Source organism: Trinickia sp. NRRL B-1857, assembly GCF_050470685.1.
Classification (GTDB): Bacteria; Pseudomonadota; Gammaproteobacteria; order Burkholderiales; family Burkholderiaceae; genus Trinickia.
Genome location: NZ_JBFLUK010000001.1, coordinates 2,778,901 through 2,803,460, shown reverse-complemented (window position 1 = coordinate 2,803,460; position 24,560 = coordinate 2,778,901). Strand labels below are relative to the sequence as shown.

Below are 24,560 nucleotides of genomic sequence, written 5' to 3'. Positions count from 1 at the left end.
GGCCCGCGCGGCGCATCGAGTTGCCCGATCGCGGGCGGGGTGCCGAAACGCCACATGCTCTTTGCCTTTCCTACTGGCAGCGCGCCTTGTTCAAGCGCGCCACCGCCTTAAAACGTTTCCCAGTCGTCGTCCGACTTGCTCGCTGCCGCGCTAACGCTCACCGCCGGCTTGAGCGGCTTAGCCGCAACCGGCGGCACGCTCTTCGCAGCCGGAGCGCTCTTCGCAGCCGGAGCGCTCTTCGCTGCCGGGACGCTCTTCGCGACCGGAGCGACCGGCTCGGCCGTTACCGCCGGTGCTGCGGCCGGTGCGCTCGGCGCGGCTGCCGCATGCGGGACCTCGACCGCCGGGCGCATCAAGCGCGGTGCGCTCGAGCTGGCCGACGTGCGCGACATCGCGGGCTTCTTGTGCGTGACGGCTGCGCTCGATTTCGCGGCGGGCTTGGCCGCGGTGCGTGCGAGCTGAGCCGCCGGCGCGTGCGTGCCGTCGATACGCCACTGCGCAGTGATCGACTTCAGTTGGCGCGTCTGCTCCTCGAGCGATGCCGCGGCCGCGGCCGCCTGCTCGACGAGCGCGGCGTTTTGCTGCGTCACGTCGTCCATCTGCGTGAGGGCGCGATTCACGCCTTCGATCCCCGTGGATTGCTCTTCCGAGGCTGCGCTGATCTCACCCATGATATCGGTCACGCGGCGCACGGCTTGAACGATTTCGTCCATGGTCGTGCCGGCGCGGCCCACGAGTTCGGAGCCGCTCGCCACTTTGTCCACCGAGTCGCCGATCAGCGCCTTGATTTCCTTGGCGGCCCCTGCGCTGCGCTGTGCGAGGCTTCGTACTTCGCCCGCGACCACGGCGAAGCCGCGGCCTTGCTCGCCTGCCCGCGCCGCTTCCACGGCTGCGTTCAACGCGAGAATGTTCGTTTGGAACGCGATGCCCTCGATCACGCCGATGATGTCGACGACCTTGCCCGAGCTCGCCGCGATGTCTTGCATCGTCGTGACCACTTGGCTCACGACGTCGCCGCCGCGCACCGCGATATCGGACGCATTGATCGCGAGCTGGCTCGCCTGGCGTGCGTTTTCGGTGTTCTGGCGCACGGTGCCGGTGAGCTGGCCCATGCTCGTTGCCGTTTGTTGCAGCGAGGCGGCTTGCTCTTCTGTGCGTTGCGAGAGATCGGTATTGCCGATCGAGATTTCGCGCGCGCCGACGTCGATGGACTCCGTCCCGGCGTGTACGGCCTTGACCATCGCCGTCATCGCCTGCTGCATGCGGACGATACCCGCGTAGAGCCGACCGATTTCGTTGGTGCCGGCCCCGCGCACCGTGCGCGTCAAGTCGCCGTTCGCGATGTGCTCGAAGTGCGAGACGGCATCGTTGATCGGCTGGACGATCAGCCCGCGCAGCGCGAAGCGCACGAAAATCACCAGCACGATCGCCAGCACGGCGAAGGCGATGATCAGCGAACTCATCAAGCTCACGTGCGCCGACGACTGGGCGTGCAACGCCTCCGCATGCTCTTGCCGGTCCTTGAGCACGCGCGCCGCCGCGTTGTCGAATGCCACGAACATCGGGCTGATCTTCGTGTCGGCGATCGCGTGATAGCCGGCGAGATCGCCCGCCTGCGCCGCCGCGAATTCCGGCTCGACCCCTTCATGCAACAGCGCATCGTGCTGCGTATTAAGCGCATCGACGAGCGACTGATCGAGCCCGTCCTTCGGCGCGCTCATGAAGGTTTGCCAAGCTTGGTTCGACGAAGCGAGCAGCTCTTGCGCGCGCGCGAGAACCTTCTTCGCTTCGTCTGCGTTGTTCGCCTCCGAAAGCGCACGGAAGCGATCGAGCGCGACGCGCGAACGCAGCAAGTAGCTGCCTGCGTCGTCGAGCGCGTGGATCGAAGGCAAATCGCCGCGCGCAAGCGTATCGAGCGAACGATTCGCGCTCGAAAGCGCGGTGAGCCCAAGCACGCCGACCGCGACGGTCAGCGCGACGAACACGGCGCCGATGGCCGTCAACGTCGTGCGGATCGACCAGTTCTGCAACATCATAAATCTCCGGTGGGGTGCACTCGAGCCCGCAGCCTTACTGCGCGAACGCTTCGATGAGTGCCATTTCCTTGCTGACCATCAATTTTTCGATATCCATCAGGATCAGCATGCGGCCTTCGACCGTGCCGAGGCCCGTCAGATATTCGGCGGTCAACGTCGCGCCGAATTCGGGCGCGGGCATGATCTGATCCGCCGTCAGCGTCAGCACGTCCGACACGCCGTCCACGACCATGCCGACGACGCGATGCGCGACGTTCAAAATGATCACGACCGTTTGATGGTCGTACTCGACGCGGCCCAAGTGGAACTTGATCCGCATGTCGACGATCGGAACGATGATGCCGCGCAGGTTGATGACGCCCTTGATGAACTCCGGTGCGTTGGCGATCCGCGTCACGCTGTCGTAACCGCGAATCTCCTGCACCTTCAGGATGTCGATCCCGTACTCTTCCGCGCCGAGCGTGAAGATCAGGAACTCTTGACCGGTCGCGTCGGCTTGCAGCGCATCGCGACGGCTACCCGCGACGGTCAAACCGTTCGCGGTATTGGATTGGACTTCTGCCACGTTAGCCCCCAAACGGTTGGGAATTACGAAAAATTCATTGCGCCGTGCGATGCACGGCTTTCACGGTTCAATGCCGCCACATCCACGATCAGCGCGACGCTGCCGTCGCCGAGAATCGTCGCTGCCGAAATGCCGCGCACCTTGCGGTAGTTCGTCTCAAGGTTCTTCACGACCACCTGCTGCTGGCCGACGAGCTCGTCGATCAGCATCGCGAAGCGGCGGCCCTCGGTTTGCATGATCGTCACGATGCCTTGGGTCGGCTCCGTGCGCGCGCCGTCGACCGAGAACACTTCATGCAGCGCCACGAGCGGCAGGTATTCCCCGCGCACGCGTACCACGCGCTCGCCGTTGGCCACCGTGTAGATGTCCTCGGCCACCGGTTGCAGCGACTCCATGACGAAGTTCAGCGGCAAGATAAAGATTTCGCTGCCGACCTTCACCGACATGCCGTCCAAGATCGCGAGCGTCAGCGGCAGGATGATTCGCGTCGTCGTGCCCTTGCCCGCGTGCGAGGTAATCTCGACGTGGCCGCCCATCGATTGGATGTTCCGCTTCACGACGTCCATCCCCACGCCGCGGCCCGAGACGTCCGTCACCTGCTCCGCCGTCGAGAAGCCCGGCATGAAGATCAGGTTCCAAACTTCCTCGTCGGACATCGACTCGCTCACCTGCATGCCTTGCTTCATGGCCTTGGCGAGAATCTTGTCGCGGCGCAGACCCGCGCCGTCGTCCGACACCTCGATCACGATGTTGCCGCCGTGATGCGCCGCCGACAGCACGAGTTGGCCCGTGCCGTCCTTGCCCGCCGCACGCCGCGCTTCGACCGTTTCGATACCGTGGTCGAGGCTGTTGCGCACGAGGTGGGTCAACGGATCGATAATCCGCTCGATGAGGCTCTTGTCGAGTTCGGTCGCTTGACCGAAGGTGACGAGCTCCACTTCCTTGCCTAGCTTGGCCGCGAGATCTCGTACGAGACGCGGGAAACGGCTGAAAACGTAGTCCATCGGCATCATCCGGATGGACATCACGGCCTCTTGCAGATCGCGCGCGTTGCGCTCGAGCTGCGCCATGCCGTTGTAAAGACGATCGTGCAGCGCGGGATCGAACGTGCTCGTCGTTTCCGCGAGCATCGCTTGCGTGATGACAAGCTCACCCACGAGGTTGATCAGTTGATCGACCTTTTCGACGCCCACTCGGATCGAGCTGCCTTCGGCGCCGGCCGCAGCCGCGGCCGGACGCGCCTTCTTGTCCTCGCCGGCCGGCGCCGGTGCGCTGGCCACGACGCTCTTGGCCGGTTCGGCCTTGGGCTCGGGCGCAGCCGCAGGTGCCGCCGGCGCGCTGGCCGCGGGTGCGGCAGGCGCTGCCGGTGCGGGCGCCGGTGCGGCGGGCGCAGCGGCAGCAGGCGTACTTGCCGCCGCTGCCGCAGGCTCTTCGCCGGCGCCGGGCGCCGTGCCGCGGCCGAGCACGATCTGACTTTCGTCGATCACGAAACAGCACACGGCGGTAATGTCGTCGGACGGCACGTCGGTCTCGAGGTAGACGATCAAGTCGCCGCCGCTCTTCACCTGTCCGACGATGTGACCCAGGTTACCCAATTCTTCGATTAGGAGCGCCTGGTCCTTCTCCCCCACCCCCCGTAGCGTAACTTTCAGGTGAGGTCCTTCTTTGTTCGATTCGCTCGCGGCCGCCGCCGTGGAGCCGTGGGCGACTTCGACGGCTTGCTCGACCACGTGCTCGGGCGTGCCGCTCGGATGCTCGACCACGGCCGGCGCGCTCGGCGCCGCCTCGGCGGGAGCGGGAGCAGGTGCGGCCGCGGCGGGCGCGCCGTTGCCCTCGTCGCGCAGCCGTTCGAGCTTCGCGCAGATCGCGCTGGCGGCGGCGGCATCGGGCTCGGCGCTCGCGCGATACGCGGCGAGCTGGTCGGCCAAGACGTCCTTCGTTTCAAGGAACGTGTCGATCATGTCCTTGCGCAGCGTCAACTCGTTGTTGCGCGCGCGATCGAGCAGCGATTCGAGAATGTGCGTCGTCTCGGTCAGCGCCGTGAAGCCGAACGTCGCCGCACCGCCCTTGATCGAGTGGGCCGCGCGGAAAATGGCCGCCAGATCCTCCGGATCGGGGGTGCCGACGTCCAAGTTGAGTAGGAGCTGCTCCATTTGCGCGAGCAGCTCGTCCGCCTCGTCAAAGAACGTCTGATAAAACTGGGTAATGTCGAGTGTCATGCTTCAATCACCGCTAAGAGTCGTGCTTCGCAGGTAGCGCGTTGTCTATCCATGTGCATGCGCGCGCGCGGCGTCGCAAATGCCCTATCTGTTGCCTAGGGGCGCCGCCTTCGCTAGTTGCGTGCGTCGCCGCCGTTCGTTGTCGTCGCCTCGCGCGTGCACCCTACGCATTGAGAGCGTCGACGAGTTCCGTCAACGTATCCGGATCGAGCGGCTTCTCGATCCAGCCCGTCGCGCCTGCCGCCCGCGCCGCGTCCTTGAATGCGACGCCGTCCTCGGTCGTCAGCACGAAAATCGGCGTGGCCGCGTAAGCGGGTTGCGAGCGCAGCGCCGCGATCACGTCGAGCCCGCTGCGCTTGGGCATGTATTGGTCCGTCAACACGAGATCGAACGTGCTCGCCAGCGCGCTCGCGAGCCCTTCGTCGCCGTCGGCCGCCACGGTCACTTCGTAGCCGGCCGTGCGCAGCGTCGCCGCGAGGATTTCGCGCATCGCGGCCGAATCGTCGATCGCCAAAATGTTTCTGATCATGAATGCCTCACACCGCACTCGCGTTCGCCGCGCGCCCGGCCCAAGCTTGGGCGGCTTGCGCGCGCATGTTCATTTCGCCGCCGCGGGTGCGGCGACGTTGGCCGCCGCAGCCGCCGGTTTCGCCGCGCCAACCGAAGGCGCCGCGCCCGGCGCGATCTTGCCGACGATCGGCGCGGCGCTCGCCGCGTTGTCCGACAGCGTCGTTGCCGTCGTGTCATCATGCATCAGCGCGTCCTCGGACTTTTTGTTGAGAACGATGATACTTATGCGTCTATTCTCCGGATCGAGCGGATCGGCCTTGTTCAGGTTCTGCGTCGAGGCGAGCCCCAACACGCGCATCACCTTGGCTTCGTCCATGCCGCCCGCGATCAGCTCGCGCCGCGACGCGTTCGCACGATCGGCCGAGAGCTCCCAGTTGCTGTAGCCCTTGCCGCCGCCTGCGTACGGCACGGCATCCGTATGCCCCTGGACGACGATGCTGTTCGGCACGTCGTTCAGCGTCTCGCCGATGGCGCGCAAGATGTCGCGCATGTAAGGCTCGACTTCGTCGCTGGCCGTTGCGAACATCGGCCGCTTTTGGGTATCGACGATTTCGATGCGCAGGCCTTGCAGCGTCGAATCGATCCGAATTTGTTGTTTGAACTGGCGCAGCGCGGGATTGGCCTCGATCGCGGCCATCAGCTTGACCTGTAGATCGTGCAACCGCACTTGCTCGCGACGCTCGAGCGCGCCTTGGAGCTGGTTCATCGCCTCGTCGTCGGCTTTCGTGGCCGAGTGCGTCGCCTGCGCCGTCGTTCCGTCGGAGCGGCGCGTCACGCCGTCCATCTCCGTGGAAATGTCGCGGCCGCCGCCTTCGATGATGCTCGACTCCTGCGCGCTGCGTTGTCCGCTGCCGAGCAAGGCCGCCTTCAAAGGCTGGTTGAAGTATTCGGCGATGCCCTTCAATTGCACCGGCGTGACCGCGCTCAGCAGCCACATCAACAGAAAGAACGCCATCATCGCGGTCATGAAGTCCGCGTAAGCGAGCTTCCACGCACCGCCGTGGTGCCCCTTCTTCGAGGGCGCCACGCGTTTGACGACGATTGCCCGGTCCTTGCCTTTAGTCATGGGGCGCTGTCCTCGTTTGCCTTGCCTTGCCGCTTACTTTGCCTTGACGCGACGCACGTGCTCTTCGAGCTCGGCGAACGAAGGCCGCTCGGGCGAGAAGAGGACCTTACGGCCGAATTCCACGGCGATCGCCGGCGCATAGCCGTTCAGGCTAGCGAGAATCGTGACCTTGATGCACTGGAACATCTTCGTCGACTCGGCCACGCGCTGCTCCGCGAGGCTCGCGAGCGGCCCGATCAGGCCGTACGAAAGCAAAATGCCGAGGAACGTGCCGACCAGCGCCTGGGCGATCATCGCGCCGAGCACCGCGGGCGGTTTGTCGGCCGACGCCATCGTATGGACCACGCCCATCACGGCGGCCACGATCCCGAATGCGGGCATCGCATCGCCCACGCGCATCAGCGCATGCGCCGGGCCCTCGCCCTCGGCGTGGTGCGTCTCGATCTCCTCGTCCATGAGGCTTTCGATCTCGAACGCATTCATATTGCCGCCCACCATTAACCGCAGGTAGTCGGTGAGAAACTCGACGATATGATGATCGGCGAGAATCTTCGGGTATTGCGTGAAAATCGGGCTCTTTTCGGGGTCGTCGATATCGGCTTCCAGCGTCAACGTCCCTTCTTTGCGCGCCTTTGCAAGCAAAACGTAAAGCAGCGCCATGAGTTCCATGTATACGTCCTTCGTATACTTGGAGCCCTTGAAGAGCGTCGGCAGCAGTTTGATGGTCGCCTTGATCGTCTTCATCCCGTTACCCAGGATGAACGCCCCGACCCCGGCGCCGGCGATCATGAGCCCCTCTTCGGGCTGCACTAGCGCGCCTAGATGGCCGCCCGCGAGCGCATAGCCGCCGAAGACGGACAACACGGTTACGAGTGTTCCAACGAAAATCAGCACTGCCGGGTCCTCACAAGAGCGACGGGGAGACCGTCGTTAATCTGGTTTACGGCAGGTAGGCCGAAAACTTTGGGGGGAAAAAGGGATCGGTGACGTCGCGTAAACCAGGACGCCGAGACCCGCGATGCGCGGCCGGCGAAGCTGGCGGGCGGGGCCGCGACCGGCCCGCACCCCGGTTGGCCGCCTTTGAGGCTAGGCGGCCAGTTCCGCGACGTCCGGGCCGTCGTCCGCGGCGCCTTGTCCAGCCTTGGCGGCGGCGGATTTCTTGGTCTTGCCGGCCCGCGAGGGCGGTTGGCAAAGTCCGCAGACGAAGCCGTGCTGCGGATCGTGCGCATGGGCGACATATTGCCCGCGGCAACGCGAGCACGACGTCAGTTGCAGCATCTCCGATTCGAAGAAACGTACTAACGTCCAAGCGCGAGTGAGGCTTAAAAGCGGCTCGTCGCCGTTCAGCGCCGTATGCTCGAGGTATAACCGGTAGCTTTTCACGATCGACTGAATGCTTTCGCACCCGCCGTGCTCGGCCATGAACCGGTAAATATTGTAAAAAAGCGACGAATGGATGTTCGGCTGCCAGGTCATGAACCAATCGGTCGAGAACGGCAGCATGCCCTTGGGCGGCGACGCCCCTTTCAATTCCTTGTATAGCTTGATGAGCCGGTCGCGCGACAAGCTCGTTTCCGCTTCGAGCAATTGCAGGCGCGCGCCCAATTCGATCAGCTCGATCGCCAAGGTGATTTCCTTGACTTCGAGCACGACGCTCTTGGTTGCCATATCGGCCGTTTGCCCCGCTTAACTGATGGCTGATAGGTAAGCGGGCTCGCGCTCGAGCCGGCTCGTGTGAGTCCGAGCCGTCAACTGACGGATTCCACCGGCTGGCTCGCCATCAAAATGGCGCTGTGCGAGCCCGTAAGCGATGCGGCCTTGCCTTTGTCGGCGAGCGCCGAGAGCACGGCGTGGTCGTCGAAACGAAAGCGGCAAAGCAGTTGGTTGGAGGCGGCAAGCTTCACCGTCTGTGCGAACGAAAGGTTGGCAAGCACATCGGCCAACTGATTGTTGATACCCATGCGGAACATGCCCATCGCCTTGTCCTCTCGCAACAGGCGTTGCGCAAGCAACAGATACGAGAGATTGACTTCTTTGATCTCGCTGAGCATTTCGCTTGTGGCGCTCATGATTCCCCCGGTCAATCGATAGTGTCGACTCTGGCGCGTGCAGCAGCACTTGCGCGCGAGTCCCAATGCAAGGCTCGGTGGCCCGGAAACGTTTGCTCGGCTGCGCGCTTTGTCGATGCGCGATGCCACCGCTCTCTGGTCTTGAGCAAATTGTGTCGAATTGTAAAAAGGGTGGAAATAGGAAGAGCACCGCCGGGACATGCCGGAAATGTCTTGAAAGCGTGTAGGAATTTTTCTGACATTGAGCGCCGGCGCGGGTCTGCGGGCGAGGCGGCGCGCGGGCGGGGAGCAGGCACGAGAAACGCTCAAGGAGGCGGCGTTGCGCCGCTGCACACGGTTTGAATTATAGAAAGCCGCGTCATCACGCCGCAACAAATGCCGGCCGCCCAAAAATGGGAGTGCGTGTTTTTACCGAAATGCACGAAATCAGGCAGTACTTGCTGTTTCGGGCTGTAACAAGGATTAAGGCTTTGAAAACCCGCTCAGAGGGCCGTGCCTCGTTCCCGATAATGGCAAGGCAGCCCGGGGATGGCCGGCGGCAACGCTGCGCCCCTACGTAATCACGCCCGCTCGAAAGGAGAACGACCCATGCGAATCGCTCAAATCGCGCCGCTTTACGAAGCCGTACCGCCGAAGTTTTACGGCGGCACCGAACGCGTCGTGTCGTATTTGACCGACGCGCTTGTCGAGCTCGGACACGACGTCACGTTGTTCGCAAGCGGCGATTCGATTACGTCGGCCAAACTGGATGCGGCATGGCCCCGCGCGTTGCGGCTCGACCCGACGATCCGGGATCCGCTTGCGCCGCATATGCTGCTGCTCGAAAAAGTGCGCCGCGTCGCGGCAGACTTCGACGTCCTGCATTTCCATTTGGATTATTTGCCGTTTTCGCTGTTCGCCGATGCGAGTACGCCGGCCGTGACGACATTGCACGGACGGCTCGATTTACCTGAGCTCCAACCCGTCTTCGACACGTTTTCGCAGGCGAACGTCATTTCGATTTCGCAATCGCAACGCATGCCTTTGCCGCAAGCATGCTGGCGGGACACCGTCTATCACGGCCTGCCGGAGCATTTACTTACGCCGCAGCCCCACTGCGAGCCTGAGTATCTGGCGTTCTTAGGACGGATCTGCCCTGAGAAGCGGGTGGACACCGCGATCAAGATCGCGGCCATGAGCGGGCTGCCGCTGAAGATCGCGGCCAAGATCGACAAGGTCGATCGCGACTACTTCAAGCAAGAGATCGAGCCTTTGCTTTCGCAAGCGCATGTGGAATTCGTCGGAGAGATCGACGAAGCGCGCAAACCCGAATTTCTCTCCCGCGCCAAAGCGCTGCTATTCCCGATCGACTGGTGCGAACCGTTCGGTCTCGTCATGATCGAGGCAATGGCCTGCGGCACCCCCGTGATCGCCTTCAATCGCGGCTCGGTGCCTGAAGTGATCGATCATGCCGTGACGGGCTATATCGTCGAGGACGTCCAAGGCGCCGTAGCGGCGTTAGAGCACCTCGACGAACTCTCCCGCGACGAAATTCGCGCGCAATTCGAGCGGCGCTTCACCGCTCATACCATGGCGCGCAACTACGTGAAATGCTATCAAACGCTACTCGAGCAAGGCGCCGGACGAACCCATCTGCGCAGCGTCGCCGCGGGATAACCCGAATGCGTCAAAGCGACGATGCGGCTTGAATGGAATCGTAAGCCATCAATTAGAGACGTAAAAAAATTCGGAAAAAAACGTCTTCGCCATTGCCAGGCGCCTATGCCTTTGTTTCGCATCGAAACCGGCTCGATTCAACAGCAGCCCCGAGGGCTAGTTCGATTGACTCGAGCCGGTGACGCAGCGCCGGCAAGCCGCATCGGCAACCGGTCTAACCTCGGCTAAACCTTATTGAGCGATAAGAAAGCGATCGCGGTTTTTTCCGGCGATCCACTTGGGCGGCTTACCGCGGCCGCTCCACGTGCTACCCGATTTCGGGTCTTGGTACTTCGGCGGCAACGGTGCCTTCTTCGGCGGACGGCCGCGCCGCGCGCCTTCGGCATAGCCGAGGTCATGGGCGGTCAGACCGAACTCCACGATCTTTTGCTTGATTTCCGTAATTACATTCGCGACTTCGGCACGGCGTGCCTCGTCTGCTTGAGCTTGCAGTTTGGCGATCTGCGCCTTCAGTTCCGCGTATTGGGACATCGTGGTCTCCCTTGATTGAAAAACATGTTGCTCCGAGGTTAGTCGGAACGAACGTCACTGGCAATGCCGAATTTACCCGATATGCCACGAAATCGTATGATAATTCTTAAAAGCACGTTCACAGTGCGTAATCCCTCATATTCGATCGAATAGCCGCGCCTCCCGCGCACGCCAATGGGGCGTGAATCCCGCTCGACATAGGCCGATGCCGTAACGGGCCGTAACAAACAACGAATAAGAACGCATAGCTCGGGGTATTCCCCATTCGCTACTCGCCATTGGCCATTTGTCTCCCGCGTCGAAACGAACCCGCACCCTACCTTCTAGGTCGTTAGCATTCCGAAATAATGCGACACCAAGCGTGCAGCAAGAAGCGGGCTCGATGCGCGAGCCTGGGCCGCTGCTAGAATCGGCTTGCGATTAAGGGCCCATTCCGGGTTCGCCGCGCCTTATGGAAAGGATGCCTCACCATGGGCCCTCGCTCTCATTGCAATAGCGAATCAACCACGAATCGGCAAAGCCGCCGCCTATTCGATAGGCGATATCGTGGCCGCACCGAACGCGCGCTCGTCTTTGCCGCAGCTGCCGCCGCCCTTCTCTCAAGCCTGTCGGGCGCATCCAGCGCATTCGCGGCATCGGGCGCATCGGCGCGGACGGAAACGCTCGTATTCGTCCGGCACGGCGAAAAGCCTGCCGGCGGTTATGGGCAACTCGACTGCCAAGGCCTGAATCGCGCATTGGCCTTGCCCGCGGTCGTCGCGGCAAAATTCGGCAAGCCCAATGCAATCTATGCGCCGAATCCTTCTATACGAAAGGAGGACGCCGGGGTGCGATACGACTATGTCCGTCCATTGGCGACGATCGAGCCGACGGCAATCCAATTCGGCTTGCCCGTCGACACAACCTACGGATATGCGCAAATCGATGCACTGAAACAAGAACTCGTGAAGCCGGAGCAAGCGGGCAAGCTAATCGTTGCGGCTTGGGAGCATCATGAAATCGAGGATCTGGTGCAGGAGATCGTGACGCAATACGGCGACGCGGGGCAAAAAGTGCCGCATTGGCGCAGCGGCGATTTCGACAGTATTTATGTCGTGAAGCTCGATTGGGATCCGCAAAGCACGATGCCGCACGCCACCTTTTCGCTCGATCGCGAAGGACTCGACGGGCGCTCCGCGGATTGCCCGTGCGCGGCATTGCCCGATGCGGCGCCGGCCGCCGCACGCTGAGCGAATCGCCGATGCACCGAACTCAACTCGGCGTGAGTTCGTCGGCGATCGAGAACAATTTGCGCAAATGATGCGCAACGCCGGCCTCGAAGTTGTTCCCGATCCGCGGCACGTTCGGTAGCCGCGTGATCAGATTGGGATTGGCATTGTTCATCATGAACGGATGCCCGGCGGTCTCGAGCAAATCGATATCGTTCATGTTGTCGCCGAAGGCGACGCAATGCGAGGCATCGATCTCGAGGCGCTCGAGCACGACTTGCAGCGCACGCCCTTTCGATACGTTCGCGGTCATCACCTCGAGGCAATCGGGCAAGGAATAGGTGACATAAAGCGTATCGCCGAATTCTTGCTGCAAGCGGGCCTCGATTCGCGCGAGATCGGCGGCTTCGCCGATGTAAAGCACCTTCGCGACATCGCCGCCGTCGTGCGCGAGCGTATCGATCACCCGGTAGCGAAAGCCCGAGTCTTGGTGAAAAGCCAACAGTTCGGGGGCATCGCGATCAATGTACCAAGCGTCGTCCGCGAATAGATTGACGATCACGCGCCCGTGCGTTCCGACGATTTCCGGCTGCACGAGCCGGCGCACGACCTCGCTCGGCAGATCGCGCGCGTGGACGACGGTGTCGTCGGGCGCATGCACGCGCGCGCCGTTCGACGTCACCAGATACGAGCGAATGCCCAGGATGTCTCGAATGCCGGCGACGTCGCAGTAATGACGGCCGGTCGCGATCACGAATTGAACGCCGGATTGCTCGAGCCGGCGCACGGTTGCCACTGTGAACGGGTCCAACTGATGATTGCTGTTCAGTAGCGTTCCATCGAGATCGGTGGCGACAAGCTTATACATGGCGGAAAACAAAGCGATGGGTGAGCGGTGAGAAAAACGAGGATACGGCCGCTATTTTATGCCGCCCCGCCCGAACCTTGCGCGGCGGCCGCATTCGCGCGTCGCGCAAGCGTCAAAGCCCCGTGCGCCGAATCGGCGAGCGGCGCGCGCAGCCGGGCGCGATGCGAATCCGGCACATATTCGGCAAGCGGCGCGGCCAACCCGCCGCAGAGCGCGACGGGCAACTGTCCCGATGCGTCGAGCGCATCGACGAGCTGGGCGATGTCCCGGCCCGCTTGCGCGAGCAGAGCAGCGGCCACAGGGTGAGTGCGATGATCGAGCACGACCGGCGCGAGCGCCGCGTAGGCCGTCTGGTTGGCCTCGCAAAGCCAGACGACAAGCCCGTCGCGATCGCCCGCCCCCATCCGCGCGAGTAGCGCGTCCGAGAATGCATCGGGCCGAACCCGGCCATCGAGCGCGCGCTGTGCGTGAACGACCGCATGCAGCCCAAGCCATGCACCGCTCGCTTCGTCGCCTGACGGAAACCCATAGCCGCCTGCAACGTTGCTGCTCCCGTCGCGGTCGAGCACCGCGGCGATACTGCCCGTCCCGACGGCGACGACGACACCCGGCTCACCGCCGTGCGCCCCAAGCAGCGTCGTATAGGCATCGCTTTGCACGTCGAGCGCCGCGAGCTTCGGCGCGCTCGCGACGAATTCGGCCAGCCAATCGCGGTTGTTCACGCCGGCGAGCCCACAACCGAGCGCGCTGTGCGCCCAGTCCAGTGTCAATCCAGCCGATTCGAAGGCCTGGGCGCATGCCGCCTCGATCGCCGCCCATGCACGGGACACCCCGAGCGCGAGCCCCGAGGCCCCGCCCAGCGCGTGCCCGAGTTCGACACCGCGCGCGTCGGCCAGCACCACCCGCGTGCCGGTGCCGCCGCCGTCGACGCCAAGCCAATACTGCGTTGCTTCCATGTTTGCCACCCGCGGCATTACGCCGCCTCGCTTAAATATCGAACGCCCGAAGATTATCGGCTTCGAGCTGCGCCGCCAATCTCCCGAACGGCCGAGTTGCCGCTTTCGGGCGATCCGCTATGCTTGCCTGCAATTGCAATGGCCGTGCGTTGGCGCGACGCTTCATACGCGGGCGGCCCCCGATAATCCACAGGCCGCGCCTCGCGCGCCGAGCCACAAGAGGTATCCATGACCGAGCGCTGCAACTGGGTAAGAACCGCTGCCGACGAGCACTATCACGACACCGAATGGGGCGTGCCGTCCCGGGACGAGCGCCATTTGTTCGAGATGCTCGTACTTGAAGGCGCGCAAGCCGGTTTGTCGTGGTCGACCATTTTGAACAAACGCGAAAACTATCGCCGTGCGTTCGATAACTTCGACGTCGAAGCGGTTGCGCGTTTCACACCCACGAAAATCGAAGCCCTCTTGCAAGATCCGGGCATCGTGCGCAATCGCGCTAAAGTCGAAGCGGCCGTCGTCAATGCGCGCGCCGTTTTGCGCATTCGCGAGGAACACGGCTCGCTGGCCGATTTCGTTTGGTCGTTCGTGGGCGGCGAACCCGTACAAAACGATTGGGCGCTCTATAAAGAACATGCGCCCGCTTCCACGCCGGCCTCGGATGCGCTGAGCAAGGCGCTCAAAGGCTACGGCTGCAAATTCGTCGGCTCGACGATCTGTTACGCGTTCATGCAAGCCATCGGCATGGTCAACGACCATCAAACGAACTGTGCTTCACGCGCGCGCTGCGCCGCGCTCGCCAAACGCAAATCCAAGCCCAAGCGCACGACCGCTGCATGAGGCTCGTACGGGACCCTGCGTAAGTTTCGCGCAACACCTGGCAAAAAAATGCTTGATCGAGGCAGAAGGCATAGGGAATATCCCAGAAAACCTGCAATTTTTCCCAGCGTAGCCGTTATAGCAGTCACGAGCCACGAAATATGTGCTGCATCCCGGCAGCTCGATCAAGATCATGAAAAATTTGCACTTCCGTACGCATCAGGAACTGTTCGACCATGCGGTCGACCATCTGTTCTCTCAACGGCAAGCGGCGCTGCTGCCCCGTGGCGGCGGCGCCTATCACGGTTATCGTGGCGGTTGCCCGATCGGACAATTGATCCATCCGCGCGACTATATGAGCGCGATGGAAGGTGTTCCGGTTCGCTACATCGATAAGCCGGCCACGGCAGTGCCCGCTTATATGGATGCCGGTGTCGCCGCGCTGAAGAAGGCGCTCCTTAAGGCGCGCATCAACATCTACGATCCGACGACCGTCAGTCTGCTCAGTTGCCTACAGAACGTGCACGACGCGTTCGGAGTCTGGGAGTGGCGCGAACGGCTCACGTCGATCGCACGGCAATTCGCCTTATCCGCCGTGCGGCTCGAGAAGCACGCGGCCTAAATCAGCCCGGATCGCACCGGCTCGCGCCGGTAACGCCCAATGCAAACGGCGGTGTGGCTTCTTTCGAAGCCCACCGCCGTTCGTCTTTCCAGCTGCGCCGCCCTATCTGGGCAGCGCCGCGAGATTTAGTGCAGCTTCTTCGGCAGCATTTGGCTGCGCAGGCGCTTGTGCAGGCGCTTCACGGCAGCAGCCTTCTTGCGCTTACGGACAGCCGTCGGCTTCTCGTAGCATTGGCGCTCGCGCAGTTCGGCGATCAAGCCGTTCTTTTCGATGGCACGACGAAAGCGGCGGATCGCCACTTCGAACGGCTCGTTTTCCTTCAGAAGAATGGTCGTCATGGATTTCCCAAAGTTACGTTCAAATGCGTAGCGCGCTTTCGCGCACGCGCCGGTCCGGCGGTATCGCCGCCATGCCGCTCACCTCATGATGGGCGGTGCGGCCATTGACATGGCCGGACAGGCCTGAAAAGAGAGAGCGGAGAGTTCACCGCGCACGCCGGCCGGCACATGTTGCCGACGCCGCGTTTGACTGCCGGAGCTGAACCTGCCTTTGCCAATACCACTCGCGAAGCACCGCGAGCCCGACGCGACAGGGCCGTATGGGCCAAGCTGGTGCGACGAAAGGCGGCAGATCTCAAATGAAAACGGCAGCGATCTCAATTCGACCCGCGATGATAGCAGGTAAACTCGCAGCGGACCACCCTCTTCACCGACGCCCCAACAAAATACCGCGATCGGCCCGTTCTCCTCATAGGGACGTCGCGCGCATGCCTCGGGGTCGATTCCTTATGCGTCCGAGCACCTTTTTTCGATCGCTTTCACCCCCTCACGCGTGCTCGCCGCAACGATTTCGCAAACGTTTAGTTTTTCTTTTGAGCCTTATTCCATAAGGCTCGCCAGGCGATTTGGGAGTTAAAACACATGAATTCGTCGTTCGCTCCCTAAAGTTTTTTCCCACCCTCGCCGACAACCAGGACAGGCGGGCAGCGCCACTCGCGAAAGCGCGACGCCGAACCCCGAACCAGCCAAGTCCCTGGACGTATTTCCAAACGAGGAAAGCAAAATGCTGAACATCAACACCAACATTCTGTCGCTGCAGACGCAAACGAACCTCGAAGGTTCGCAAGGCGCCCTGTCGCAAGCCATCAACCGTCTCTCGTCGGGCAAGCGCATCAACAGCGCGGCTGACGATGCGGCAGGTCTCGCGATCGTCACGACGCAACAAGCTTCGATCAACGCGCTGAACCAAGGCGTGCAAAACGCGAACGACGGCATCTCGATGGTGCAAACCGCCTCCGGCGCGATCGCATCGACGGTTGCCAACTTGCAACGTATCCGCCAGCTCGCAGTTGAGTCGGGCGACGGCTCGCTCGGCACGGCCGCTCAAGCGAACCTGCAAACGGAAGTTACGACGCGTCTGACGGAAATTAACCGCGTTGAATCGCAAACCCAGTTCAACGGCCAAAGCGTGCTGGGCGGCCTGGGCAGCGTGAACTTCCAAATCGGCGCAAGCGCCAACCAAACGCTGACGGCCAACTTCGGCACGACGTCGTGGACGACGACGGGTCTGGGCGTGTCGGGTGTGGACATCTCGACGACGTCGGGCGCGCAAAACGCGATCACGGCAATCGACGCAGCGCTGTCGCAAGTGAACAACTTCCAAGCAACGCTGGGCGCAACGCAAAACACGTTCTCGGCTGCGATCACGAACACGCAAACGACGTCGACCAACCTGTCGGCTGCTCAATCGCAACTGCAAGACGCCAACTTCGCGCAAGAAACGGCCAACCTGTCGAAGGCCCAAGTGCTGCAACAAGCTGGTATCTCGGTGCTCGCACAAGCGAACTCGCAGCCGCAACAAGTGCTCAAGCTCCTCCAGTAAGAGGCTTGAGTCGCGCGCGGCGAGGTGCGGTTCGATCTCGCCGTGCGGCCCGGCCCACACGAAGGCTTTATCTCGCATGGGCCTGGCAACACGATGTGAACGCAGCGGGAGGCATGCCTCCCGCTACGCATTGGTAGTTGGCCGCAGCTTCAATCGGCGGCATCCATTGGATTACTCTTTCCGCGGCAACAGACGGAGCCTCGCATGAGCACAGTATCTTCGAGCAGCACCAGTTCGGTCCTTCAGCAAGCAGCGCAGTCCATTCTGAGCGGCGTGACGAACTCGCAACTCGACGTGAACACGCTGGTTTCAGCGCTCGTGACGGGTGCGACCGCCGCACAAGCGCAATCGATCGCAGTCGCCGTGAATAGCGACAACACGCAGTTGTCCGCACTCGGCTCTATGCAATCGTCGATGTCGAACCTGCTGACTTCGCTCGGCGGCCTCGCCGACGGCAGCGCGTTTTCGCAACTCGCCGCCACCATGAGCGGCTCCGGCATCACCGCCACGACTTCAACCGGTGCGGCCGCGGGCTCGTATTCGGTCAGCGTCCAGCAGATCGCCACCGCGAACCAAATTTCGTCTAAAGCCTATGCGAGCAACGCTACGCTCGGCACGGGCAACCTGAACATCGCTGTCGGCTCGAGCACGATGACGGTCGCATTGACGTCGTCGAACAATACGCTCGCCGGCATCGCCTCGGCGATCAACAGCGCATCGAACAACCCCGGCGTGACGGCTTCCGTCGTTACGGCCACCGACGGTCAGCACTTGGTGCTGACTTCGACGCAAACGGGTGCGGCCAACACCGTCACCGTCAGCGCGGATCCTACGGTCGACTCGGGTATGGCCACGGCCAACTTCTCGCAAGTCACGGCCGGTCAGGACGCCAAGCTCACGATCAGCGGCAACGCGGTCACGAGCGCCAGCAATAACGTCACCACGGCTTTGTCGGGCGTCACGCTTAGTCTCACGTCGGCCTCCGTCGGCACGTCGCAGACGCTCTCCGTCGCCACGAACACGTCGGCAATCACGACGACGCTACAGAACTTCACGACGGCATACAACGCGTGGATTTCGACCGTGAACTCGCTTTCCTCGTACGACTCGACCTCACACGCCGCCGGCCCGTTGCTCGGCGACGCGATGTTGAACTCGGCCGTCAACGGGATCGCCTCGATCATGGCAAGCGGCGTCAGTGTCGGCGGTACGACGTACAGCCTTGCTCAGCTCGGTTTGAACTTGAACGATGACGGCACGGTCACGCTGAGCTCGTCGACCTTGCAATCGACGCTCGCGTCTTCGCCATCGATGGTGTCGAACACGTTCAACAGCACGAACGGCATCGGCGAGCAATTGAGCTCGTTCATCAGTTCCTACACCACCTCCGTGACGGGCCAGATCGCGCAGCGCAATACGACGCTGCAATCGGACCTGACGGCGCAACAGCAGGCGCAATCGAGCTTGGCCGCGTATCAAGCGAATCTGACGTCGCAGTATCAGGCTGAATTCACTCAGCTCAATACGATCATGTCCCAGACGCAGAACAACACGACCTATCTGAATCAGTTGTTCGGCGGCAACGGCAGCGCCGGCACGTTGAACAAGTCGTCGTAATCGAAGTATTGGAAATAGGAGTTCGCCGCCATGTCGAACGAATCTCTTTCGCGCGCCTACGAGATGACGCGCACGCTCGTCGCCGCGCTTGATGCCGGCGACTTCGCGTTCGCCGCCGATCTGGCCGAGGAACGTACGCCGCTTTTGATGTCGCTCGCAGCCGAGCAAACGGATGAAGCGCTCGCGTTGATCCACGAGATCATGGTGATGAACGAATCGATCGTGAACAAGGCGTCGGCCGCACGCGACGCCGTTGCGGCGAACCATACCGATGCGCGTCAGCGCGTATCGGCGGCCCGCGAATATCTCGCAGCAGGACAGCTGCGCTGAACGGCGCCGATACGCGCCGAACGCTATACGAGATAACGAAGAACAACCGCATGAAAGCTAGTGCGGTGCGTCACCCTCAAGCCGCAGCAATGCGGCTTTATTTTTTGGACGAGCTTTTGCCACCGTTGCAGCAGCGCCCAAACTGGGCGGGAAATGCCGCGCTGTTCGAGCCATTCCCGGCACGCGCGCGGTGGCACACTATCTACTCGCCGCCGTGCGCCTGCGCAGTCTGTAGATTGCAGTAGCCGCGCCACGTTTAATCGATCGAGATTGATCATGCATTTACCGTCGAGCCCCCTTGCCGGCCCCCGCCGCGTCGAAATTCGTCAGATCTTCTATTCGGAAGAGACGCGAGCGCAACTCGATCCCGGTTTCATCCCGCTCGACAATTGCGGTCAGCGGCCCGATTGGCGCGAATACTGGCCGATCCGCGCGTTTTTGCAAAAGCACACGCTCGACGAGAACACGCTTTACGGGTTCTTTTCCCCCAAGTTCGGCAAAAAGACCACGCTCGACGCGAAGGCAGTCAACGAGTTCATCGCCACGGTTCCGCGCGACATCGACGTCATCGGCTTCTCGCCGTTTTTCGATCAGGGCGCGGTACATCTGAATGCATTCGAGCAGGCCGCGACCAATCATGCGAACAGTTGGCCCGTCTTCGAGCAAGCGGTCGCCTTTGTCGCGCCCGGCATCGACCCGCACAACGCCGTGATGGATTCGCGGCATACGATCTTCTGCAATTACTTCGTGGCGACGCCGCCGTTTTGGCGACGTTGGCTGGCCGTCAACGAAGTGCTGTTCGCGGTGGCCGAAGCCGGCACGAGCGCTCTCGCGCAATTGCTGAACAGCTCGATTCCCTATGCCAGCGGATTCGTTCCGGCCAAGGTATTCGTTCAGGAGCGGGTCGTTTCCCTCCTATTGCTCGGCGAGCGGCATTGGCGCGTACGGCATTTCGATCCGCTGCGCCTGCCGATGTCGGGCTCGATCGTCAGCCCGTATCCTGCCGATCTGCTCGTGCTGGATGCGCTGAAGACGGCCGCGATCGAGCACGGCAGCCAGAACTATTTGAAGATGTTCCAGCAGGTCCGCAATACGCTGCTCGATACGGCAAGGCGGGCGAACGGGATGGTGTAGGCTGCCCCGGCACCGGCCAATCGCCGTCATCTAGTCGAACCGCTTTCCTGATTGAGATCGTCCGCCCCGGATTCTTCGCGGCGGACACAGTGCTTCAGATCGAATGAGGCATCCGTTGCGGCTGCTCGCAGTGCGCGCGCCACATCTGAGCGAATTGCGCTTCGAGCGTACGCGCAAAGCGGTCGGGCGTACACAGCGACGAGTTGGATACGCGCTCACGCAATCCGCCGCGCAACGTCGCCAATGCCGTTCGATCGCTCGCAAACGCGACCGCTTTCGCAATATAGTCGTCATCGTCGCGTGCGATCCAATCGCCCAGCTCGACGCTTTGAACGACGCTCTCGCACAGGTGGCCGAGGAAGCGATCGCCGTGACGGCACAGCACCGGCACACCCATCCACAGGCTCTCGGCCGTCGTCGTCCCGCCCGGATAAGGAAACGGACTCAACGAAATATCCACGCGGTGATATGCCGCCAGATATTCGTCGCGCGGCGAAGGCCCTTCCAATAGCAGCCGATCGGCAGCGATGCCATGCGCGGCGAAGCGCGCTATCGTCGTGGCGCGCTGCGCTTCGTCGGCAAGCTGCTGCGCCTTCAGGAATAGCCGCGCGCCGGGCACCGCCTGCAAAATGCGCGACCACACGGCGACCACGCGATCGTTGACCTTCACGAGATCGCTGAAGCAACCGAATGTCAGTGGGCGAGTCATATCGCCCAAAGCGGCCGTATCGAGCGCGACGGCCGGCTCCGGAGGCGTGAAACACAGATAGCCGTGCGGCAGACGCCACGGCCGCTCGACGAAATGACTCTCCTCATCGCGCGGCAGCACCCATTCGTCGCCGAGCACATAGTCGATCGCCGATAGCCCCGTCGACGCGAAGTAGCCGATCCAGCTCACCTGCACCGGAGCCGGCTTCCACGCGAAGATGGGCAAGCGGTTCGCATCGGTATGCCCCGACATATCGAACAAGATATGTATGCCGTCGTTGCGGATCATCGTGGCCGCCGCTTCGTCGGTGAGGCCGACGACACTGCGCCAAGCAGCAAAGCGAGGTTTCAGCCGCTGCGTCACCGCATCTTCGTACGGGCGCGTCGAATAGGCCACGAGCTGCACGCGCGTCGGATCCAAATGCGCAAGCACGCTTTCAAGGAAGAAGCCGACCGGGTGCGTACGGAAATCGCCCGAGACGAAACCGATGCGCAGCGGCGCGCCGGGCATTCGGTTCACCAGCCAATTCGTATGCGGCCGAGCCGACTCGCTCGCAAGACGGCCGAAGGCGATCGCTTCGGCCAAGTACTCGCGCGGTGCGACGTCTTGCGCGAAGCTCAACGTGAACAGCAAGTTGCTCCATGCTTCGCCCCACGCAGGCCTCAATGCGATCGCACGCCTGAACGCTGCGATCGCCGCGTGATGTTCGCCGGTCTCGCGCAGCACGATGCCGAGATTGAGTGCGACTTGCGGCTCGTGCGGCAGCAAGCGTTGCGCCTCGCGGTAGCAGGCACCCGCCTCCGCCAATCTGCGTTGCGACTTCAACGCATTGCCGAGATTGTTGTGCGCCTCGCCGAACGTCGGTTGTAGTGCAATCGCCCGACGGCAATGCGTTTCGGCCGCCTGCGCGTCGCCGAGTTCGCGCAATACATTGCCGAGGTTGCTATGCGCTTCGGCGAACTGCGCATTGATCTGAACCGCTTTGCCGAAGCTGCTTGCGGCTGCGGCCGGCAGCCGCATTTGCAGCAGCACCATGCCGAGATTGTTATGCGCACGGAAGTGATGCGGATCGAGCGAAAGCGCCTGTTCGTAGCTTTCCACCGCCGCCTCGAGCTTGCCCCAGGCCCGCAGCGCGCTGCCCAAATTGTCGAAGTATGTCGCCTGCGGGCTGATCTCGATCGCTCGTCCGATCATATCGAGTGCGTCGGCGAAGCGCTGCTCTTGCATCGCGATCACACCGAGCAGATGCAAGGCGTCGGCATGACGCGGCATCTGGGCGAGCGCCGCTTCGTAGCGAACGCGCGCTTCCTGCAAACGGCCGCCGCGGTGATGGACGAGACCGTCCTCGACAAGCGCGAAAGCACCTTGATCCGTCGCGGTCATTGTGTGATTTCCTTCGTTTTCATTTGCCACATCGCCTCGATCGCCGTCATCCAATGCATCGCGAAAGTTCGCGCATCGGTGAGCGGCGAATGCTCGACGCGTTCGCGCAGTCCGGCGCGCAAAGCTGCCAGCGCCGGCAGATCGGCCGCGGCTGCAATCGCGCGTGCGACGTAGTCCTCGGTGTCGGCCGCGATCCACTCGGGCAGTCCCACCGTATTAGCAACAAGCTCGCCCAGATGCGAGAGGAAGCGGTCGCCGCGCCGCGTCAGCGCCGGCACGCCCATCCAAAGGCCCTCGACGCTCGTCGTGCCGCCCGGATAAGGGAACGGATCGAGTGCAAGGTCCACGCGCCCGTAGGTGGCGAAGTATTGCTCGCGTGAAGACGGTCCCTCGAGCATCAAGCGCGTCTCGTCGATACCGTGCGCCGCGAAACGCGCATACGTATCGCGCAGAATCGAGGGCTCCGCCAGTTGATGGTTCTTCAGCAGCAGACGGGAATGCGGCACCGCCTGCAAGATGCGCGACCAGACGGCAAACACGCCGTCGTTGAGCTTCTTGTGGTTATTCAAGCAGCCGAACGTGACATAGCCGTTCGCAAGCGCAGGCAACGGCGCGACCGGCACGGGCTCTGTCGGCAACGTGAAGCACAAGTAGCTATCGGGCAACCGCCAGATGCGCTCGGTGTACTGCCCTTCCTCGCCCGGCGGCACCACATGCGGGTCGGCCAACAAGAAGTCGATCTCGGCGAGCCCCGTCGTCGCGAAGTAGCCAAGCCAGCTCACTTGAACGGGCGCAGGCCGCCACGCGAACATCGCCAGACGGTTACGGCCCGTATGACCCGATAGGTCGACCAGCACGTCGATCCGATCGTCATGGATGCGCTGAGCGAGCTCGACGTCGTCCATCTCCGCCACGTGGCGCCAAGTTGCGAAGCGCGGCTTGATGCGCGCCGTCAACTCGTCGCTGTGCACCGCGTTCGAGTAGGCGATCGGCTCGATGCGGCTCCGATCGAGTTGCGCCAAAACCGATTCGAAGAAATAGCCGACGGGATGTTTGCGCAAGTCGGCCGACACGAAGCCCACGCGCAGCGGACGCCCCGCGCGCGACGGATCGCTCAATGCGGGCCATTGGGTATAGGGCGTCGCGCGCGCTCGCATCCGTTCGCCGAAATAGCGGGCATCGGCCAAATGCGTACTGGCGGACCAGTTCGATGCGTACGATTGCCCGAACAGCACGCAGGTGTGCGATTCGCCGAAATCGGGATTGAGCGCGAGGGCGTCGCGATAGCATTGCAGGGCGGCGTCGGGCTGACCGAGGTCGGCGAGGATCGTTCCGAGATTGTTATGGAACGAGGGCGAGTCGCCGCGCAACGCGATCGCACGACGCGCATAGCCGAGCGCGCGTTCGGGTGCGCCCAGACGGCGTAGCGCATTGGCTAGGTTGTGATAGGCGTCTGCGAACTCGGGCTCGAGCGCGATCGCGCGTTCATAACACGGCACCGCCTCGGGCACGCGCGCGGCGCCGTTCAATGCGTTGCCGAGCGTGTTGTGCGCTTGGGCCGATTCCGGCGTGAGTTCCACGACGCGTCGATAGGCATCGATAGCACCGGCGATATCGCCTCGATGCATGAGCAGCGTCGCAAGCTTGTCGTGCGCGGCCGCCAGTTGCGGCGCGACCGCCACCGCATCGCGCAAGCATTCGAGCGCCGCGTCGCCGTGCCCTTTTGTCTGTAGGACCACCGCCAAATTCAGATGCGCTTCGGCGAACGTCGGCTTCGCCGCAGTCGCCTTGCCGTAGGCGAGGGTCGCGGCGTCCAGTTCGCCCAAATCCTTCAGCGCGTTGCCCAAGTTATTGAACGCCTCGGCATAGCCGGGCCTCAATTCGATCGCACGCGCGCAACTCAGAAGCGCCGCGGACGCATCCCCCGTCTCACGCAATGCGTTCCCTAGGTTGTTGTGCGCTTCGGCGTAGTCGGGCTTCAGTTCGACCGCGCGACGGTAAGCGGCGATCGCATCGTCGAGCTTGCGCGTGTCGCGTAGCGCGTTGCCGAGGTTGTTGTAGTAGATCGGGCTCGCATGAAAGGTGATCGACTCCCGCATCAACGTGATGCCGGCCTCACTTTGACCGATCTGGCAAGCTAGCAACCCCATGAAATGCAGCGCGTCGGGATGCTTCGGCTGCGCAGCCAGAATGCGCGTGTAAAGCGTCTTCGCATCGGCAAGACGTCCCGCTTGATGGTGTGCCAATGCCTTGTTCAGCAGTTGGGCGGTGTCTTGCATGGTCGACCCGATCGTGGAAAAGAAGCGGCAACGCGCATCAGCGCG

At 62.5% G+C, this 24,560-nt stretch carries 22 protein-coding genes; 8 read left to right on the top strand and 14 right to left on the bottom strand.

Annotated features, from left to right (window positions below; all coding sequences use genetic code 11):
- Positions 1–107: 107 nt before the first annotated feature.
- The 8 genes from AB1286_RS12465 to flhD all read right to left on the bottom strand — a co-directional run bounded on the left by AB1286_RS12465 (position 108) and on the right by flhD (position 8,525).
- Positions 108–2,033: a methyl-accepting chemotaxis protein gene (locus tag AB1286_RS12465; protein WP_430363576.1), complete on the bottom strand. Its 1,926-nt coding sequence runs from the start codon at positions 2,031–2,033 to the stop codon at positions 108–110.
- Between the two features lie 37 nt (positions 2,034–2,070).
- Positions 2,071–2,601 (bottom strand): chemotaxis protein CheW, encoded by a 531-nt coding sequence (cheW, locus tag AB1286_RS12460; RefSeq protein ID WP_430363575.1) that lies wholly within the window; start codon positions 2,599–2,601, stop codon positions 2,071–2,073.
- Between the two features lie 23 nt (positions 2,602–2,624).
- Positions 2,625–4,820 carry a chemotaxis protein CheA gene (gene cheA, locus AB1286_RS12455; protein WP_430363574.1) on the bottom strand — a complete coding sequence of 732 codons (2,196 nt, stop codon included), beginning with the start codon at positions 4,818–4,820 and terminating at the stop codon, positions 2,625–2,627.
- Positions 4,821–4,983: 163 nt separating this feature from the next.
- Positions 4,984–5,349 (bottom strand): response regulator, encoded by a 366-nt coding sequence (locus tag AB1286_RS12450; protein ID WP_430363573.1) that lies wholly within the window; start codon positions 5,347–5,349, stop codon positions 4,984–4,986.
- Between the two features lie 69 nt (positions 5,350–5,418).
- Entirely contained in the window at positions 5,419–6,456 is a 1,038-nt protein-coding gene (motB, locus tag AB1286_RS12445; protein WP_430363572.1) for a flagellar motor protein MotB, read from the bottom strand.
- A gap of 33 nt (positions 6,457–6,489) precedes the next feature.
- Entirely contained in the window at positions 6,490–7,350 is an 861-nt protein-coding gene (motA, locus tag AB1286_RS12440) for a flagellar motor stator protein MotA (RefSeq protein WP_116137875.1), read from the bottom strand.
- Positions 7,351–7,542: 192 nt separating this feature from the next.
- Positions 7,543–8,124: a flagellar transcriptional regulator FlhC gene (flhC, locus tag AB1286_RS12435; protein WP_430363571.1), complete on the bottom strand. Its 582-nt coding sequence runs from the start codon at positions 8,122–8,124 to the stop codon at positions 7,543–7,545.
- Positions 8,125–8,204: 80 nt separating this feature from the next.
- Positions 8,205–8,525 (bottom strand): flagellar transcriptional regulator FlhD, encoded by a 321-nt coding sequence (gene flhD, locus AB1286_RS12430; protein WP_430363570.1) that lies wholly within the window; start codon positions 8,523–8,525, stop codon positions 8,205–8,207.
- Between the two features lie 588 nt (positions 8,526–9,113).
- On the opposite strand from flhD, the gene AB1286_RS12425 reads away from it, so the two are divergent.
- Entirely contained in the window at positions 9,114–10,181 is a 1,068-nt protein-coding gene (locus tag AB1286_RS12425; RefSeq protein WP_430363569.1) for a glycosyltransferase family 4 protein, read from the top strand.
- Positions 10,182–10,412: 231 nt separating this feature from the next.
- Here AB1286_RS12425 and AB1286_RS12420 read toward each other — a convergent pair whose 3' ends face one another.
- Positions 10,413–10,712, bottom strand: a complete 300-nt coding sequence (locus AB1286_RS12420; protein WP_430363568.1) for an H-NS histone family protein — start codon at positions 10,710–10,712, stop codon at positions 10,413–10,415.
- A gap of 470 nt (positions 10,713–11,182) precedes the next feature.
- On the opposite strand from AB1286_RS12420, the gene AB1286_RS12415 reads away from it, so the two are divergent.
- Complete coding sequence (locus tag AB1286_RS12415; RefSeq protein WP_430363567.1) at positions 11,183–11,941, top strand: histidine phosphatase family protein; 759 nt, start codon at positions 11,183–11,185, stop codon at positions 11,939–11,941.
- Between the two features lie 22 nt (positions 11,942–11,963).
- Here AB1286_RS12415 and AB1286_RS12410 read toward each other — a convergent pair whose 3' ends face one another.
- Both AB1286_RS12410 and AB1286_RS12405 read right to left on the bottom strand, forming a co-directional pair.
- Positions 11,964–12,788 carry a Cof-type HAD-IIB family hydrolase gene (locus AB1286_RS12410; RefSeq protein ID WP_430363566.1) on the bottom strand — a complete coding sequence of 275 codons (825 nt, stop codon included), beginning with the start codon at positions 12,786–12,788 and terminating at the stop codon, positions 11,964–11,966.
- 56 nt (positions 12,789–12,844) lie between these two features.
- The gene (locus AB1286_RS12405; RefSeq protein WP_430363565.1) at positions 12,845–13,744 is read right to left on the bottom strand and encodes a BadF/BadG/BcrA/BcrD ATPase family protein; all 900 of its coding nucleotides are present in this window, start codon (positions 13,742–13,744) and stop codon (positions 12,845–12,847) included.
- Positions 13,745–13,972: 228 nt separating this feature from the next.
- Here AB1286_RS12405 and AB1286_RS12400 point away from each other — a divergent pair, with 228 nt between their 5' ends.
- Positions 13,973–14,581, top strand: coding sequence for a DNA-3-methyladenine glycosylase I (locus tag AB1286_RS12400; protein WP_430363564.1), 609 nt, complete (start codon positions 13,973–13,975; stop codon positions 14,579–14,581).
- Between the two features lie 172 nt (positions 14,582–14,753).
- Positions 14,754–15,182 (top strand): hypothetical protein, encoded by a 429-nt coding sequence (locus tag AB1286_RS12395; protein ID WP_430363563.1) that lies wholly within the window; start codon positions 14,754–14,756, stop codon positions 15,180–15,182.
- Positions 15,183–15,307: 125 nt separating this feature from the next.
- On the opposite strand, the gene rpsU is transcribed toward AB1286_RS12395, so the two are convergent.
- The gene (gene rpsU / locus AB1286_RS12390) at positions 15,308–15,520 is read right to left on the bottom strand and encodes a 30S ribosomal protein S21 (protein WP_102644112.1); all 213 of its coding nucleotides are present in this window, start codon (positions 15,518–15,520) and stop codon (positions 15,308–15,310) included.
- 724 nt (positions 15,521–16,244) lie between these two features.
- Between rpsU and AB1286_RS12385 the strand changes: the two genes are divergently transcribed.
- From AB1286_RS12385 to AB1286_RS12370, 4 genes are all read left to right on the top strand, one after another.
- Entirely contained in the window at positions 16,245–17,063 is an 819-nt protein-coding gene (locus AB1286_RS12385) for a flagellin domain-containing protein (RefSeq protein ID WP_430363562.1), read from the top strand.
- Between the two features lie 204 nt (positions 17,064–17,267).
- Positions 17,268–18,680, top strand: a complete 1,413-nt coding sequence (gene fliD / locus AB1286_RS12380; protein WP_430363561.1) for a flagellar filament capping protein FliD — start codon at positions 17,268–17,270, stop codon at positions 18,678–18,680.
- A gap of 30 nt (positions 18,681–18,710) precedes the next feature.
- On the top strand, positions 18,711–19,010 hold the full coding sequence (locus AB1286_RS12375) for a flagellar protein FliT (RefSeq protein WP_430363560.1): 300 nt from the start codon (positions 18,711–18,713) through the stop codon (positions 19,008–19,010).
- A gap of 276 nt (positions 19,011–19,286) precedes the next feature.
- Positions 19,287–20,144 (top strand): hypothetical protein, encoded by an 858-nt coding sequence (locus tag AB1286_RS12370; RefSeq protein ID WP_430363559.1) that lies wholly within the window; start codon positions 19,287–19,289, stop codon positions 20,142–20,144.
- A 94-nt stretch (positions 20,145–20,238) separates the two neighbouring features.
- On the opposite strand, the gene AB1286_RS12365 is transcribed toward AB1286_RS12370, so the two are convergent.
- Positions 20,239–22,236 carry a tetratricopeptide repeat protein gene (locus tag AB1286_RS12365; protein WP_430363558.1) on the bottom strand — a complete coding sequence of 666 codons (1,998 nt, stop codon included), beginning with the start codon at positions 22,234–22,236 and terminating at the stop codon, positions 20,239–20,241.
- The gene (locus AB1286_RS12360) at positions 22,233–24,515 is read right to left on the bottom strand and encodes a tetratricopeptide repeat protein (RefSeq protein WP_430363557.1); all 2,283 of its coding nucleotides are present in this window, start codon (positions 24,513–24,515) and stop codon (positions 22,233–22,235) included. Before AB1286_RS12360 ends, AB1286_RS12365 begins: the two co-directional genes overlap by 4 nt.
- Between the last annotated feature and the right edge of the window lie 45 nt (positions 24,516–24,560).